The sequence below is a fragment of the Kutzneria kofuensis genome, from assembly GCF_014203355.1.
Lineage (GTDB): Bacteria > Actinomycetota > Actinomycetes > Mycobacteriales > Pseudonocardiaceae > Kutzneria > Kutzneria kofuensis.
On sequence record NZ_JACHIR010000001.1, the window covers coordinates 8129579 to 8144833 of the forward strand.

Annotated in this window: 15 protein-coding genes; 1 reads left to right on the forward strand and 14 read right to left on the reverse strand. The window is 71.9% G+C overall.

What is annotated here, in order from left to right; genetic code table 11:
• On the reverse strand, positions 1-372 hold the full coding sequence (locus BJ998_RS37000) for a VOC family protein (RefSeq protein ID WP_184867930.1): 372 nt from the start codon (positions 370-372) through the stop codon (positions 1-3).
• Between the two features lie 16 nt (positions 373-388).
• Positions 389-1411 carry an alcohol dehydrogenase catalytic domain-containing protein gene (locus BJ998_RS37005; protein ID WP_184867931.1) on the reverse strand — a complete coding sequence of 341 codons (1023 nt, stop codon included), beginning with the start codon at positions 1409-1411 and terminating at the stop codon, positions 389-391.
• Between the two features lie 160 nt (positions 1412-1571).
• Between BJ998_RS37005 and BJ998_RS37010 the strand changes: the two genes are divergently transcribed.
• Positions 1572-2243, forward strand: a complete 672-nt coding sequence (locus BJ998_RS37010; protein ID WP_184867932.1) for a winged helix-turn-helix transcriptional regulator — start codon at positions 1572-1574, stop codon at positions 2241-2243.
• Here BJ998_RS37010 and BJ998_RS37015 read toward each other — a convergent pair.
• From BJ998_RS37015 to BJ998_RS37070, 12 genes are all read right to left on the reverse strand, one after another.
• Positions 2230-3273: a C45 family autoproteolytic acyltransferase/hydrolase gene (locus BJ998_RS37015; protein ID WP_221338253.1), complete on the reverse strand. Its 1044-nt coding sequence runs from the start codon at positions 3271-3273 to the stop codon at positions 2230-2232. The two genes, BJ998_RS37010 and BJ998_RS37015, sit on opposite strands and share 14 nt — an antisense overlap.
• 3 nt (positions 3274-3276) lie before the next feature.
• Positions 3277-3858, reverse strand: a complete 582-nt coding sequence (locus BJ998_RS37020) for a GNAT family N-acetyltransferase (protein WP_184867933.1) — start codon at positions 3856-3858, stop codon at positions 3277-3279.
• Between the two features lie 40 nt (positions 3859-3898).
• On the reverse strand, positions 3899-5389 hold the full coding sequence (locus BJ998_RS37025; protein ID WP_184867934.1) for an AMP-binding protein: 1491 nt from the start codon (positions 5387-5389) through the stop codon (positions 3899-3901).
• A complete protein-coding gene (locus BJ998_RS37030) occupies positions 5386-7377 on the reverse strand; it encodes a class I tRNA ligase family protein (protein ID WP_312890502.1) in 1992 nt (663 codons plus the stop codon). The genes BJ998_RS37025 and BJ998_RS37030 overlap by 4 nt, the downstream gene beginning before the upstream one ends.
• A complete protein-coding gene (locus tag BJ998_RS37035; protein ID WP_184867935.1) occupies positions 7358-8419 on the reverse strand; it encodes an NAD(P)/FAD-dependent oxidoreductase in 1062 nt (353 codons plus the stop codon). The genes BJ998_RS37030 and BJ998_RS37035 overlap by 20 nt, the downstream gene beginning before the upstream one ends.
• Entirely contained in the window at positions 8416-9729 is a 1314-nt protein-coding gene (locus tag BJ998_RS37040) for a lysine N(6)-hydroxylase/L-ornithine N(5)-oxygenase family protein (RefSeq protein ID WP_184867936.1), read from the reverse strand. Before BJ998_RS37040 ends, BJ998_RS37035 begins: the two co-directional genes overlap by 4 nt.
• Positions 9730-9871: 142 nt before the next feature.
• Positions 9872-10726, reverse strand: a complete 855-nt coding sequence (locus BJ998_RS37045; RefSeq protein ID WP_184867937.1) for a MerR family transcriptional regulator — start codon at positions 10724-10726, stop codon at positions 9872-9874.
• A gap of 50 nt (positions 10727-10776) precedes the next feature.
• On the reverse strand, positions 10777-11250 hold the full coding sequence (locus BJ998_RS37050; protein ID WP_184867938.1) for a GyrI-like domain-containing protein: 474 nt from the start codon (positions 11248-11250) through the stop codon (positions 10777-10779).
• A gap of 99 nt (positions 11251-11349) precedes the next feature.
• Positions 11350-11823: a DUF1801 domain-containing protein gene (locus tag BJ998_RS37055; RefSeq protein ID WP_184867939.1), complete on the reverse strand. Its 474-nt coding sequence runs from the start codon at positions 11821-11823 to the stop codon at positions 11350-11352.
• A gap of 23 nt (positions 11824-11846) precedes the next feature.
• Complete coding sequence (locus tag BJ998_RS37060) at positions 11847-12977, reverse strand: acyltransferase family protein (protein WP_184867940.1); 1131 nt, start codon at positions 12975-12977, stop codon at positions 11847-11849.
• A gap of 10 nt (positions 12978-12987) precedes the next feature.
• Positions 12988-13746, reverse strand: a complete 759-nt coding sequence (locus BJ998_RS37065; protein WP_184867941.1) for a helix-turn-helix domain-containing protein — start codon at positions 13744-13746, stop codon at positions 12988-12990.
• 220 nt (positions 13747-13966) lie between these two features.
• Positions 13967-14923 (reverse strand): ParB/RepB/Spo0J family partition protein, encoded by a 957-nt coding sequence (locus tag BJ998_RS37070; protein WP_184867942.1) that lies wholly within the window; start codon positions 14921-14923, stop codon positions 13967-13969.
• Positions 14924-15255 lie beyond the last annotated feature (332 nt).

Genomic DNA, 15255 nt, shown 5'->3' on the forward strand with positions numbered 1-15255 from the left:
TCAGCTCCGCTCGACCACGGCCAGGACGTTGCCGGCGGGATCGCGGAACCAGGCGATGTTCGGCCCGCGGCCCCGGTAGATCCCCTTGGCATCGGTCTTCGGCCGGGTGTACTGCTCGAACCGCACGCCCTTCTCGGTCAGCTCGTCCACCGCCTGCTCCACGTCGTCGACGGGGAAGTACAGCGCGGTGTAGGTGGCCGGCGTGTGGTCCGGTTTGGGGTACAAGAGCAGTTGCGTGTGCTCGGACAGGGCGATCCGCAGCTGGCCGAACCGGCGGGTCACGGCCAGGCCCAGGGTGCCGGCGTAGAACTTCTGCGCCCGGCCCAGGTCGTCCACGGAGAACCCGGCGAACGCCTCGGATGGGTTGATCATGGGACAGCCTCCTTCGCTAGAACGTCACCACCGCGCGGAACAGCGCCTCGCCCCGCGCGACGCGGTCCACGGCGGTGGCCACCTCGCTCGCCGCGAAGGTCTGCACCCTCGGCCGCACCTGCCCGGACGCCGCCAGGTCCAGCGCCGTGCGCAGCAGGTCCAGGCCGTTGTGGGTCGCGCCGATCACCTGCTGCCGCTGGGCGAAGAACGGCCGGGCCAGACTCGGCGGGATGGTGAACGAGCCGGCGGTGTCGATCCCGGCCAGCACCATCCGCCCGTTCGGCCGCAGGGCCGGCAGGCAGTCGGTGGCCGCGGTGTAGGAGCTGCCCGTGACCAGCACGACGTCGGCGCCGCCGGCCGCGAGCAGTTCCGCACCGGAACCGACCACGGCGTCGGCGCCGAGTTCCCGGACCAGGTCGTGCTTGTGCGCCGACCGGGTGACGGCCACGGTCTCGAGGCCGCACGCCTTGGCGAACTGCACGGCCAGGTGGCCGACCCCGCCGATGCCGAGCACCGCGACCCGTTCGCCCTCCTGCGGCGCGGCGGCGATCAGCGCGCTCCACGCGGTGTATCCGGCGCACATCATCGGCGCGGCCAGCTCGTCCGGCAGCGTGTCGGGGATGGGCACCGTGGCCTCGGCCGCCGCGACGACGTACTCCGCATGCCCGCCGGGCACGGTGAATCCGGTCATCACCGGGGCGGCGCAGTTCAGCCCGGTCTGTCCGGTCACGGGCAGGCCCAGCGCGCAGTAGTCGCACGTGCCGCACCCGGCCTGCACCCAGGTCGTGCCCACCCGGTCGCCGACCTTCAGGTCTCGCACGCCCGGACCGACGTCGGCGACCTCGCCGACCGGCTCGTGGCCGGTGACCGCGGGATCGCCCATCGGGAACGGCAACACACCGCGCCAGGTCAGCACGTCGTTGTGGCACACCCCGCTGGCCCGCACCCGGATCAGCACCTGCCCCGGTCCGGGGCGCGGGGTCGGCACCTCGCGCACCTCCCACTCCTGTCCCACGCCGGGAATGACCGCTGCCCGCATCGCCGCCCCTTCCGTTGCCCATCAGGTGGAATCCAACTGGTGGCCGGGACACGTCGGCGGCCGGCCGCTCCGCCGGTTCATCCTCCGCCGGGGCTTGAGGAAGGCACATCTTCCACGTTGCGGCGGATGTCCCGGTCGGCCGCGCTGGTAGAATTCCGCCATGTCCGGCAGACGGTCCTACGACGACGGGTGCGCCACGGCGCACGCACTGGACCTCGTCGGCGAACGCTGGGCGCTGCTGGTGGTGCGGGAGCTGTTGTTGGGCCCCAAGCGGTTCACCGACCTGCGGGTCGGTCTGCCGGGTATCAGCCCGAACGTCTTGTCCCAGCGGCTGCGGGAACTGGAACAGGTCGGCGTGGTGAAGCGGGGACGGCTGACGCCGCCGGCCGCGGCCAGCGTGTACGAGCTGACGGAGTGGGGCCACGAGCTGGAACGGGTGATCCTGGCGCTGGGGCGGTGGGCCTGCCGGTCGCCGATGATGGCCCACGACGCCGCGGTCGGCGCCGACTCGCTGGTGCTGGCGCTGCGCAACCTGTTCGATCCCCGCGCGGCCCGGGGGTTCACCCTCACCTTCACGCTTGTGTTGGGTGACAACGACTTCCGTGTGTCGGTCGGCCGCACCCGGTGCCAGGTCAGCCGCGGCGCGGCCGCGAACCGGGACCTGGTGGTGCGCACCGACGCCACCACGCTCAACGCGCTGCTGTGGGGCGGGCGCGACCTGACCGAGGCGCTGCGGGCCGGGGACGTGCGGATCACCGGACCGGTGGAGCCGGTCGCCACCTTCCTCACCCTGTTCCCGCTGCCGGAACCGATGCCGCTCACCGGAAGCTGACCGGCACCGAGTGCACGACACTGCCCGTTCGGTCAGAATCGCCGGTACGCAAGTGCAGTTCGCCGAGCGTCGGGTGCAGCACCACCGTCGCGACAGTGCGTTCGCGGCGGATGTCTCCGTTGCCGGCGACGTGGATCGGCGGCGTGGACAGCACCGCGAAGTGCTGCTCGGCGCTCGCCGTGACGGGCACCTGCGCCAGTCGGTCCAAGCACGTGTGCAACCGGCGCACCGAGGACCTACGGGCGAATGGGTTGAGGGCGTCGAAGGGTTCCAGGTCCGGATGGAGGAAGTGGTTGGTGTGCACCAGTTCGTCGCCGGTGCGCACCCGCAGCCGGCCCGCCACCGCCTCGACCACGGCCGCCTTGCGCCGATCGCACAGCATGAAGCAGCGTGAGCTGGCCAGCGGCAGCCCGTGCAGCAGCGTGATCGCCTGGTCCACGTCGTCGGCCCGGTCCAGCAGCTCGCGAATGGCCAGATAGGGCGGCACACCGGCGGCCCACTCGCCGCCGAGCAGCAGGTTCAGGCCGATGGCCAGGCCGGCCGAGTTCAGTCCCAGGTAGCCGAGCTGGCCGGCGAAGCTGAGCACCAGACTGCGCCGCCCGGACAGGTCGAGGTCGAGCACCGAGAGCTGGTCCTCGAGGTCGCCGTTGAGGTCGACGGTCTGCGCCAGCACCGGCAGCCCCGATCCGCTGCGCGCGTACGTCGTGCAGTCGCCGCGAGCCGGCACCGTGCGGTAGCCCAGCACTTCACGGCGGATCTGCAACAGCACCGCCTCGTCCCGGCTGATCCCGGCGCCTTCGGCCAATCCGGTGATCTCGGCGGCGAGCCGGGGCACCGCGGCGGTGATCGCCTCGTCGTACGCGGCGATCACCGGCCGCAGCCCGGCCGGTGAGACGGGGTGCCAGAGGATGCGGTTGAGGCGGCACAGGTCGTCGGCCAGGAACTCGCGCAGCGCCGTGGCGCGGGCCGCGCCGTGCATCCGGCCCAGTTCCGTCGGATCTCCCGTCGCACGGACCAAGGGCACGTCCACGGGTCAGCCGGCGAGGCGCTGCCGGACCGCGGGCCACTCCGCCCGCAGCACGCTGTAGTAGACCGCGTCCCGACGAGTGCCGTCGGGCATCGGGTTGAAGCTGCGCAACGTGCCCTCCTCGGTGGCGCCGATGTTGCGCAGGCCCCGGCGGGCCTGCTCGTTGCGCCGGTCGGTCTTGAATTCGACACGTTCCGCGCCCATCCGGTCGAACGCGTGCGCCAGCAACAGGTTCTTGGCCGCGCCGTTCACGCCTCGGCCGCGGAAGTCCCGGCCCAGCCAGGACCAGCCGATCTCCAGCCGGCCGTCGCGTTCGGCCAGGTTGCCGTAGCTCATGCTGCCGGCGCCGCGGCCGGTCTTCTTGTCGACGATGTGGAACACCGCGCGCACGCCGGACTGGTGATCGGCCAGGGTGGCGTCGAAGAACGCCTGGAAGTCCTGCTCGGTGTCCACCCTGGTGACGAAGTACCGCCAGATGTCCGGGTCGAACGCGATGGCGTGCAACGACTCCCGGTCCTCCGGGCGCAGCGGGCTCAGCCGGACCCGGTCGTCCTCCAGAGTGGTGCGCGCGATGTCCAGCCAGCTCATCGGGTGCGGTCCTTTCGCGGTGCGGACGGTGCCGACCTCATCATGGCGCGAACCCACCGGCCGGGTCGTTGATCCGGTCGGCGAACGTCTCGGCGATCAGCTTGCGCCGCGGCTTGAACTGCCCGGTGAGCAGCCCGTTGTCCACGCTGAACGGCTCCGGCGCCACCACCACCCGGCCGATCTGCTCGTCCGGGCCGAACACGGCGTTGGTCCGGGCGACCTGCGCGGCGATCTCGGCGTGGTCGGCCGGTTCGGCCGGCGACACCACCGCGACCAGGTGCGTGCGGGTCGGGCAGAACAGCACGGCCTCGGCGATCGCGGGGCTGCGCCGCAGGTGCTCCTCGATCGGCCGCACCATGATCTTCCGGGCGTTGTCCAGCACGATGACGTCATCGGCCCGGCCGCGGATGTAGAGGAAGCCGTCCTCGTCGAAGTGCCCGATGTCGCCGGTGCGCACCAGCCCGTCCGGCCCGAACACCCGCTCGGACTCGCCCGGCGCGGCGAACTCGTAGCGCCGGTTCACCGGGTGCTCGCTGCGCACGCTGATCACGCCGTCCGCGTCCAGCAGCACCTGCTTGCCCGGCACCACCCGGCCCACGCTGCCCAGCCGGCAGGCGCCCGGGTGGTTCTTGGTCACGATGCACGTCTCGTTGAGGCCGTAGCCCTCGTAGATCGGCAGGCCGAGGTCGGTGTAGAAGCGCAGCGTGGACTCCCGGGCCGGGGCGGACCCGGTCCACAGGTAGCGGATCCGGCGGCCGAACACCTTGCGGGCGGCGGTGTGCGGATCCGACCCGGCGGCCAGCGACTCGATCCGCCGCCGCAGCACGTCGTAGAACGCCGGCACGCCCATCACCACGGTCGGTTCGACCCGGCGCAGCGTGTCGAACGCGGCCTCGTTGGTGCAGACGGTCACGTCGTGCCCGTACCGGAGCGCGGAGTAGATCCAGTACCGCTGCTGCAACAGGGACAGCGGCAGGAAGACGAACAGGTCGTCGCCGGGGCCGTGCGCGAACATCTGCTGCACGGCCCGCAGCGATCCCTCGATGCTGCCCACGGTGGCGCCGAGCCCCTTCGGCACGCCCGTGCTGCCGGAGGTGAACTTGAGCGTCGTGACGTCCTCCGGGCCGTAGCGCACCGGCGCCGGGATCGGGGCCGAGTTCTCCGCCCACTCGCGGACCACGGCGATCGGCGCGGTGCCGGGTGTGTCGCGGTCGGAGAACAGCAGCTTCAGCCCGTAGTCGGTGGCCAGCAGGCGCTCGTCGAACCGGCCCGGCTCGAAGCCGGCGACGACCACGCCCAGCCGCAGCGCCGCCAGGTCGAGCAGCACCCACTCCAGCGAGTTGGCCGCGACCACACCGATCCGGTCGCCCCGCCGCACCCCGGACTCGGCCAGCCGCGCGGCCAGCCGGCCGGCCAGCTCGTGCAGCTGGACCAGCTCGACCGTCTCGGAGCCGCCGAACCGGCTGAACCTGATCCGGTGACCGGCCGGCGGCGGCTCGGCGATGATGTGGTTGAGCACGGAGTCGGTCATTCCCCGGCCACCTCCTGCGGCACGAAGAAGGTCGGCCGGGCCAGGTCGACGCGGGCACCGGGCGGCACCAGGTCGACGCGGTGCGGCCAGCGGACCGGCGTGGGCTGGCCCAGCGCGGCCGCGAGCCGGCCGGCGAACCGGGGCATCACCGGCATGGCGCACGCCGCCAGCAAACGGGCGGCCGCCAGCTCCAGGGCCACGGCGGTGCGCGCCTCGTCCCGCCACGGGTCCAGCCCGGCCGCGGACCGCTCGCGTTCGGCGAACCGGCGGGCGTCGGTCACCAGGCCGTCCAGCTCCTCGGCGGCACGGTTCAGCGAGAAGCCGTCGGCCGACAGGCTGCTGGTCACGGCGGCCAGCCGGGTGCCGAGCTGGCGGAGGAACGCGGTGTGCTCAGGCGTCCACACGCCGGCGTCCGGCGCCACTCCCCGGTAGCCGTCCCGCACCCGCTCGCCGAGATCCCGCAACCACTCCTGCCAGCCGCCGATCAGCGTGTTCCGCACGACCGACGCGTAGTGGGCGCGGGAGAACGCGGTGCGCCGCCCCTCCGGCCGGGTGAGCGACAGGTAGAAGCGCAGCGCGTCCACCGTGTCCGGTCCGAGCACTTCCTTGCCCCACACGGCATGCCGCCGGCTGGTGGAGAACTTCGCGTCCTCCAGCAGGTAGAACTCGTTGACGTGGTAGTCGATGTCCGGCTCCCAGTCGGGGAAGGCCAGCCGGTACAGGGTCGGGTAGAGCACGGCGTGGTAGAAGCTGTTGTCGTAGCCGAAGAAGTGCACGATCTTCCAGTCCCGCTCGGGCGCGTCGGCCCGCCAGGACACGCCGATCCGGCGGCCCAGCGCCTCGATGCCGTGCAGGAAGCCGTACGACATCTCCGGCCAGGCCCAGATCACCTGTCCGGACACCGCCGGCTCGGTCGGCTCGACCCCCCACCGCGCCAGGTGGGTGAGGGGGACGTCGAACCGGTCCCGGCCGAACACGCGACCGGCCAGCTCCCGCAGCCGGGCCGGCACGCGGCCGAGCCGGTGGTGCTCGGCCACGAACGGGCCGAACCGGTGCAGCGGCAGGCAGAACCGGCACAGTTCGCCCTCGCGCGGCGTCGCCTCGGACAGGGCGGAGCGCGGTCGCACCAGGTCCACGGCGGTGTTGGGTTCCCCGCAGTCCTCGCACAGGTTGCCGCCGGTCCCGGCGCCGCAGGTGGGGCACTCGCCGTGCACGTCCACCTCGTACAGGTACTCGCCGGTGGCCCCGTCGAACAGCGCCGCCGTGGTGCTGGGCCGGACCACGCCGGAATCCACCAGCCGGCTGAAGAAGGCACGCAGCCCGGCGGCGTAGTCGGCGTCGTCCTGCGGCACCGTGTACTGGTCCGGCACGATGTCCATCAGCCGCAGCGTCTCCGCGATCTCCTTGCTGTACTGCGCCGCGGTGTCGGCCGGTTCGCCGTGCACGGTCCGGGCGGCTGCGGCCACGTAGCTCTGGAAGTCGTCGCTGCCGGTGAGGTGCCAGGCGGTGGCGCCGTTCATCCGCTGGAACCGGACGTAGGCGTCGGCCCCGAGGTATGGCCCCGACAGGTGGCCCAGGTGCAGGTCGCCGTTGGGGGTGGGCGGGGTGGAGAACACGAACAGCGGGCGCTGGTCGAAACGCCGCCGCTGGACGGCGGCCGCGGCCTCGGTCGCGCGCGCGGAGTCGCGCCAGTAGAGGTCGCCGAACACCAGGTCGGTGTCGCCGGTGTTGATCGCGACGTGCGTCTCGAACGGCTCGAACACGACCAGCGTGCCCGGACCGACCGGGTGCCGCCGCCCGTCGGCCTCGATCTCGCCGGTCCCGCTGACCACGACGAACACCTCGATCTCGTCGTGCTGGTGCGGGGTCGACCGGCCGCCCGGCTCGACCCGGCCCCACCCGGCGCCGACCGGGGCGGCGGGCACGGCGCTCATCCGGATGCCGAACGCCTCGGACAGCCGCGCCGCGTCATAGCGATCGATGATCACGCTGTTCTCCTCGGTCCGACGGTAGGAGCAGATCGACGGCCTCGGCCGCGACGGCCGGCGCCAGCCGGTAGCCGGAGCCGTTGGCGGCGCCGGCGAACACCACCCGGCCGGTCTCGTCCACCGGCCGCACCCAGGGCTCGCCGTCGGGGCTGTAGGCGTCGCAGAACACCCGGCCGTTCGGCCGGCCGGCGGCCAGCTCCGGCGCGTACCGCGCCAGGGTCTCGGTGGCCTCCTCGAGGTGCCGCCGGGACAGCCCCCGCACGGGGTCGTCCGGGTCGACGTCCCACTCCTGGCAGGTGTAGCTGAACAGCCAGTGGCCGCGGTCGGGCAGCGGCAGCAGGAACGCGTCCTCGTCCTCGAAGATGACGGCGCTGTCGGCCGGGGTCGCCATCCGGTCGAGGTGCAGCGCGACCACGCGCTTCACCCGGGATCCCGACGGGGCCAGCAACTCCCGCCACGCCGGGTCGTTCAGCCACGGACCGGGCGCGAGCACCACTCGATCGGCGGTGACGATGTCGCCGGTGGCCAGCCGCAGCCGGACCTCCCGCTCGCCGGGGACGATCTCGGTGACCCTCGTGCCTTCGGCGAACCGGACCCGCGGCCGCAGCCGCCGGGCCAGTCGCTGGGTGAGCGCCGAAACGTCGGCGTGTTGGCAGCCGTGGCAGGACCACGCGCCGACACCGTCCGGCAGGTTCGGCAGGCCCGGCACGACCGGCGCCGCCGTCAGCGCCGCCTGCGGCAGGTAGGTCCCGGGCAGCTCCCCGGCGACCACGAACGAGGGCACCGGCCGGATCGGCGCGTCGGGGTCCCGGTTGCGCAGGCGCTCGTAGAAGTCCTGGCTGTACACGGTCATGGCCCGGACCCGCTCGCTGCGCCCGCGTGGCAGGTGCAGCCCGGCCGACCGGCGGCTGGCGCCGCTGCCGATGGCGTCCCGGTCCAGCACCAGCACCGAGGTGTGCGGGGCCCGGTCGGCCAGTTCGCCGGCGACCAGGCAGCCGAGCACGCCGGCGCCGATCACCGCGACGTCCACCCCGGCGGTCATCGGGCGCCGCTCATCGGGTCGTCCGGGACCACCGACCAGTCGATGAAGGAGTGCTGCTGGTCGTCGGTGCGCACGCCGCGCAGCCGGTCGATGATGCGCTGGCTGCGCCAGGCGATCAGGCTCAGGTTCCGCTCGGCCAGGCCGCGCTGCCGGCGCGAGGAGTTCTGCATGAAGATGTTCCGGTCGATCGGACCGTCCCACCGCACCGCGAAGCTGTCGTCGATCCGGTACTCGTCGTGCTCGCGCTCCAGCCGGGACGCCAGCGGCGCCAGGAAGTCCATCGGCTCCGGCCGGTAGCCGGTGGCCCACACCACCACGTCCGCGCCGATCCGCTCGGGGGCGCCGGGATGGTGGTTGTGCCGCAGGGTCAGGCGCCAGGCTCCGGGCCCGCCGTCGAGGCCGACGACCTCCCGGTTGGGCCGCAGCACGGCAAGGCCCTCCGCGCCGGCCACGAACCGCAGCAGGTAGATCCGCTGGTACAGCGCGCGCAGCGTGGACAGCGAGATCCCGTCGCTGGTCAGCACCTGGCCGGCGTTGAAGTCGGCGCGGGCAGCCAGGTCGAGCCGGGCGAAGTAGTCCGAGTGGCAGGGCATGTAGTAGTCGTTGGTGAAGGGCGAGTCGTCGATCGGGAAGTAGTTCTGCCGACGGGACACCCAGCACACCTGACGCGGCATCGCACCTGGTCGGGACAGCAGGTCCAGCACCGCCTCGGCGCCGGACTGCCCACCGCCGACCACGGCCACCCGCTTGCCGGCCACGTCGGCGGCGCGGTCCACGTAGTCGTGCACGTGGAACTGGGTGGGGCCGAGCCGGGCGGCGCCGTGCTCCGGCACCCATGGCCGCTGTCCGACGCCCACCGCCACGTTCTCGGCCAGCACCGTGCGGCGCGAGGTGCGGACGTGGAACATCCCGTCGAACGCCACCTCCCGCACGGTCTCCCCGAAGGCCAGGTTCTTGTTGTTCCGACTCGCCCATTCGAGGTAGTTGCGGAACTCCTGGCGGGGAATCGCGTCGAACTGCGAGTTGACGAAATGGTAGATCCGGCCCTGGGCGTGCAGATAGGCCAGGAACGAGAAGGCGTTGGTCGGATCGGACAGGGTGACCAGGTCCTTCAACAGCGGGACCTGCAGCGCCGCGCCCGCCACCAGCTGGCCGTCGTGCCACCCGAAGTTCGCCTTCCGCTCCAGGAAGAGGTTCGATATCTTCGGGTGGGAATGCAGCAACGAGGCCAGGCTCAGATTGGCCGGACCGACGCCGATACCCACACAGTGGTACCGCACGCCATTGTCATCGGTCGTGATGTCTGCCATCGCGTGTCCATGCCTCGCGAACCTCGGTTTACCGGCTGAAGAATGCGTTTCGTATTCGAACCTCAGTCTTCAACACGGGACCGGGCGCCGCGAGATCCACGTTGGGGTATGCCCATCTGCCGGGCTCGGCGGACCGGTGCGGTCAGTGGATCGGAAACGCGACCTCGCAGACCTCGTCGTCGGGCGCGGCCGCCATGAAGTCGCCGAAGTACACCTCACGCGGCGCCCCGACGGCGGTCAGGCCGTGCTCGCCGATCCAGTGCGTCACCTGGTCGTAGGCGGCCAGGATCTGCGGGAACTCGACCTGGGCCCGGCGCAGCCGGGTGTAGGCCTGCTGGTGCGCGGGCTCCCGGCGGGTGGCCACGGCGCTGTCGCCGGCCCGGCTGGGGTCGATCGGCACGCACACCTCGACCGGCCCGTCGCTGTCCTCGTCGACGGCGCCGTAGTAGACGACGAACGGATTGCCGGCCAGGCCGCCGACATCGGTCGCGGCCTTGCCCAGCCGGCCGAGGGCGGCCCCGATCCAGCAGGACAGCCCGTCGGCCTGCACGTGCCGCTGTTCGGTCAGGACGCACTGCTCGGGCACGTCCCGCCGCCGCACGACGCAGTCGCCGCCGGTGCGGCCGGTCAGCTTGCCGGCCAGGTAGTCCACCAGTTCCCGCTGGCTGGTCACCCGCCGCTCGACCTCGGCCCAGTACGCCACCAGCTGCTCGGCCGCGGCCGGCTCGGGCGCGGCGACGATCTCGGCGATCTGGGCCAGCGGCATGTCCAGCCGGCGCAGCAGCCCGACCAGGCGGGCGGTCTCCAACTGGCTCTCCAGGTACCACCGGTACCCGTTGTGCTGGTCCACCCGGACCGGCGTGACCAGGCCGAGCCGGTCGTACACCCGCAGCGCCTTGATCGACAGGCGGGATCGGCGCGAGAACGCGCCGATGCTGAGCTCCTGGTCCTCGGGCGCCCGGCCGGCGGCCGCGTCATCAGCGTGCTCAGGGTCCACGAGGTCGAGCCTAGAGGTGTGCGTCGACCGAAACGGCCCGGTCAGCTCGATCACTTGATCGGGAAGGCGATGTCGCAGACCTCGTCGGAGTCGGCGGCCTCGGTGAAGTCGGTGAAGTAGACCTCGCGCGGGGCGTCGGCGATGGCGTAGCCGTTGCGGGCCACCCACTCGGCGACCGTGCCGAACGCCTTGGCCACCTGGGCCGGGTCCACGAACTCGGACTTGCGCAGGCGGACGTAGGCCTCCTGGTGCGCGGGCTCGACGCGCATCGGCACGTCGGCGGCGCCCTCCTTGTCGCGGCCGATCGGCGCGCAGACCTCCACCGGGATCTCGGGCGTGTCCTCGGTGAACTGCCCGTGGTAGACGACGAACCAGTGGTCGGCGCGGCCGCCGACCTCCTCGGTGGTCTTGTGCAGCCGGCCCATGGCGTCCATCAGCCACGGCTTGATGTCGGGCGCGGCGATCGTGCGCTGTTCGGTGAGTACCAGCAGTTCGGGGATCTCGCGCAGCCTGACGTCGGCCATCTGGGTGCTCCCTGTCGGTCGAACCGGTCGCCCGGGCGGCTGCCCGGGACCGGTCCGACCTTCGGGTCTGCCCCAGGGGCGGGGTCAAGCGGGGCCGGCTCAGCCCTGCTTGGCCCGCCCGTAGCGGAAGCCGATCGAGCCGTCGCGGACGCCGTCGTCGATGCGGCCGAGCAGCTCGGCGAAGTTGTCCTGGTCCAGCTCGGCGGCCTTGGCGAAGCGCACCATGTTCCGGCCGACCTTGGCCTTGCCCAGCTTGCCGGCGTAGTCCTCGACCAGGTACCGGTCGCCGACCACGGCCGCGACGTACAGGCTGATGTAGTTCTTCTGCAGGGCCAGCCCCAGCATCGGCCAGTCGATCGGCTCGTCGCTGCCGGCGACCCGGTACTGGAACGTGCCGTAGCCGATCATCGTCATGGACATGCCGGGCCGGCCGGTCCCGGTGCCGGTGAACAGGTAGCGCTTCAAGCTCGCCGCACCGGCCCTGATCGCCTTGTCGACCTGGCGCAGTTCCGGCTCGCGGGCCGGGTCCGCCGTGAAGTACTCGGTGAGAGTCCTGGCCGCCACAGTGAACATGGCGCCGGAGTGTAGCCGCACGGTCACGCCGGCGCGGGCGTCACGGGCGCTCGGGACCGGCCGAACCGGCGGTAGAACGGCTTCTCCACGGCGGTGCTCAGGTTCCAGGCCAGCAGCAGGGTCATGGCCAGCGACAGCGCGATCGCGCCGATCGCCGCGGGCACCGTCCAGTGATAGGTGAACCCGAACGCGCCGATCACGTTCTCCAGCACGATCCGGTGGAACAGGTAGAACGTGAACGACAGCTGCCCCAGCCACACCACAACCGGGCGGCTGGCCACCGACGGCTTGCCCTGGATGTCCCGCTCGGCCATCGACCCGATCAGCAGCAGCACCGGGATCACGTTCACCGCGACCAGGCTGTACGTGCTCGTCGCGGCGAAGGTCGAGATGACGTAGCCGAGGGCCAGGCCGACCCAGGCCACCCACGGCCGGATCGCCGGGAACCGGCCGACCCGCACGATCCGGGCCAGCAGCAGCCCCAGCACGAACTCCAGCAGCCGGCTCAGCGGGCACATGTACACCAGCCAGTACTGCTGCGCCGGCATGTCCAGCCAGATCAGCGGCGGACCGGTCGGGAACATCGCCGAGGCCACCAGCGGCACGCAGAACACCAGCGCCACGATGCCGAACGTCCAGGCCCACAACCGGTTCGGCGCGATCCGGCGGACCAGCGGGAACAGCAGCGGGAAGGTCAGGTAGAACACCGCCTGGCAGCCCAGCGACCAGGTGACGCCGTTGACCCCGAACGAGCTGGCGACGTCGGGCAGCCACGGTTGCAGCAGCAGGAACGCCTCCGGCACGTGGTGCAGGTCGAAGGTGGCTCCGGTGACCAGCATGGCCGCGATGGCCAGCACGCAGACCACGAAGTGGCTGGGGTAGATGCGCAGGAAGCGTCGCCAGTAGAAGCGCGTCGCCGGCTCGCGCCGGCGGGCCGACCAGGCCAGGCCGAATCCGCTGAGCACGAAGAAGAACGAGATCGAGTTCAGGCCGGCGGCGTTGAACAGGAACAGCGTGGTGTCGTCGAAGACGGGCTGGAGGAAGATGCGCGGACCGATCACCGCGTGGTAGACGAACACCGCGAGGGCGGCGAAGCAGCGCAGGCCGGTCAGCGAGGGCAATCGGTGGTCGGCCCGGTCGGCCGGACTGGACATGACGCCTCCATCAGGGGGTGGGTTCGGTTCGTCTCGCGCCGGTGAGCGGCGCGGACCCGTCCGGCAGGGCGAGCAGCATCGGGGGGTCGAGGTCGGACATCGGCCGCAGCGGCAGGTCGACGTGGTGGTCGGGGCCGCCGGCCGCCACGATCACCGGCCCGCGGGCGGCGACCAGCGGGCGCCGGGCGTCGGGCGTGGGGGCGCGGTAGCCGAGGACGTACCAGCTGCCGGGCGGCACGGCGGCCAGCGTGTAGCGGCCGGGACCAGGCAGCGCCGCGCACCGGACCGGCTGGCCCTGCGGTAGTCGCTCCGGGAACAGCCCGATGAACACCGCGCCGTTCGCGGCGGCGCCCGCCGGCAGCTCGACCCGCCCGCACACCGCCGGGGCGTGGTCCCGGTCCCGCTCGGTGCGGGGCCGCGACGCCAGCTGGCCTGCCTGGCCGCGGCGCTGCCGGTACAGCGAGGGCGACATGCCCACGCTGGTGCTGAACCGGGTGCTGAACGTGCCGACGCTGGCGTAGCCGACCTGGTGGCTGATCTGGGTGACGCTCAGCGAGGTCGTCACCAGCAGGTGCTTGGCCCGTTCCAGCCGCACCGCGGACAGGAAGCGGGCCGGCGACAGCCCGGTGACCCGCTGGAACATCCGGGAGAAGTGGAACTTGCTGAACATCGCGGTTCGCGCCATGTCGTCCAGCGTCAGCACTTCGCTCAGGTTTTCGTGCATCGACTCGATGACTTTGCGGACAGACCTCTCCGTCACATCATTCATGGCCCCCACCATTCGCCGGACGACATTCGACACATCACGCGCGGTAGAGAAAGCGGCCAGAAAGCCGGCGGGGAGCCGACCTCGGCAATGATGGGAAACTAACAGTCGTCGCTGAGTGTGCGCAATGTGCCCACTTGGGCGCGGGAGCGCAATTTCGGATATGTCGCCGGCCGTGCCGCTGAATGCGCGGCGCGGCCGGTGAATCGGTCGAGGCGTCGGCTCAGCGCGATTCGCGGTCGCGCGTTTCCACCAACTGGGCGAACTCGTGCCACGAGGTGCCGAGCTGCCGCGCGGCGGCGGCCACCAGCCCGGCGCAGTGCGGGGGAACGGCGTTGGCCAGGCGCCGCCACGCGGTCCTGCTGGTCAGCCGGTTGCCCAGCAGGTGCAGCAGCATCCGGCCGGCGGCGCTGAGCCGCACCGCGGGATCGCCGCGCAGCTTGGCCAGGATCGACTCGTAGTCGACCTCCTGGACGGCCGGGGCGGTGCGCTGCCGGGGCACCTCGGCCTCGGCGCGGGCCAGCTTGGCCCGCACGTCCCGGACGGTGGCGGTGGAGACGCCGGTCGCCCTGGCGACGGTCCGCAGCGAGGCTGTCGGCTCGCGCTCCAGGAACTCGCGCACCGCCTGCCGGGGCGCGGTCCCGTCCACCGGCCGCTTGCGGCCGTCCCGCCCGATCCGGGTGTGTGACTGGGAAGCGTCCCCAGTTGCCCGTCGCCTGATCGTCGCAATGGTCTTGTGGGACAGACCCGTCACCTCGGCGATGGCGCGGTCGGACCAGTCCGGGAAGTCGTGCAGGATGCGCGCGGCCGCCGCCGCCCGGTCGGTCCGGGACAGCGGCAGCCCGTGTGCCACGTTGGCCTGCACCGCCAGCACGAACGCGTGCTCGGTGTCGCCGTCGAAGAACCGCGCGTCGATGTGCTGTTCGCCGCGCTCGATCGCGGCCCGCAGCCGGTGCATGCCGTCGATGACCCGCATCGTGGGCCGATGCACGGCGATGGGCGGCAGCGTCGCGTCGGACTCGGCCAGCGTGTGCACGTGGTCGATGCTCTCCCCGGCCAGCCGCGGGGAGTCGGCGGCGTTCAGCGCCGCGATCGGGACGCGCACGGTGCCGGTCAGGTCGGGCGGCGGCGACCGGTGCTCGTCGGGGGTGATCATGTTCGACCCGCGTTGCCCACCCACCCGACGAACCCCCCGCGTCCCCGGCCTCGACACGCCATTCGCTGACCGCTCCACGAATCCTTGCGTGACGGCATGGATTCGGCATTCCCCTCGAACCGAGGATCACAGTTGCCTGTGAACTTGTCAAGAAATGGCCGCCGGGTTCGTTTCTGTTCCGTTCGCGTCTACGCTCGACGGTGTCCGAAAGGGCATCTTCGCTGGTAGCTAGGGCCCTGTCGGGTGCGCACACGAGAAGAAGCGGTTCGGCCGAACGGTCATGGATAATGCGTGGAAATGCATCCGGGCGTGGTCCGTGGTCGATTAACGGCGCTGCCGGGCTCCTATTGGGCGAA

Bases quoted from the DNA above. Each gene is read 5' to 3' on its own strand.
- BJ998_RS37000 (WP_184867930.1), bottom strand. From the start codon at position 372: ATGATCAACCCATCCGAGGCGTTCGCCGGGTTCTCCGTGGACGACCTG.
- BJ998_RS37005 (WP_184867931.1), bottom strand. From the start codon at position 1,411: ATGCGGGCAGCGGTCATTCCCGGCGTGGGACAGGAGTGGGAGGTGCGC.
- BJ998_RS37010 (WP_184867932.1), top strand. From the start codon at position 1,572: ATGTCCGGCAGACGGTCCTACGACGACGGGTGCGCCACGGCGCACGCA.
- BJ998_RS37020 (WP_184867933.1), bottom strand. From the start codon at position 3,858: ATGAGCTGGCTGGACATCGCGCGCACCACTCTGGAGGACGACCGGGTC.
- BJ998_RS37025 (WP_184867934.1), bottom strand. From the start codon at position 5,389: ATGACCGACTCCGTGCTCAACCACATCATCGCCGAGCCGCCGCCGGCC.
- BJ998_RS37035 (WP_184867935.1), bottom strand. From the start codon at position 8,419: ATGACCGCCGGGGTGGACGTCGCGGTGATCGGCGCCGGCGTGCTCGGC.
- BJ998_RS37040 (WP_184867936.1), bottom strand. From the start codon at position 9,729: ATGGCAGACATCACGACCGATGACAATGGCGTGCGGTACCACTGTGTG.
- BJ998_RS37050 (WP_184867938.1), bottom strand. From the start codon at position 11,250: ATGGCCGACGTCAGGCTGCGCGAGATCCCCGAACTGCTGGTACTCACC.
- BJ998_RS37055 (WP_184867939.1), bottom strand. From the start codon at position 11,823: ATGTTCACTGTGGCGGCCAGGACTCTCACCGAGTACTTCACGGCGGAC.
- BJ998_RS37060 (WP_184867940.1), bottom strand. From the start codon at position 12,977: ATGTCCAGTCCGGCCGACCGGGCCGACCACCGATTGCCCTCGCTGACC.
- BJ998_RS37065 (WP_184867941.1), bottom strand. From the start codon at position 13,746: ATGAATGATGTGACGGAGAGGTCTGTCCGCAAAGTCATCGAGTCGATG.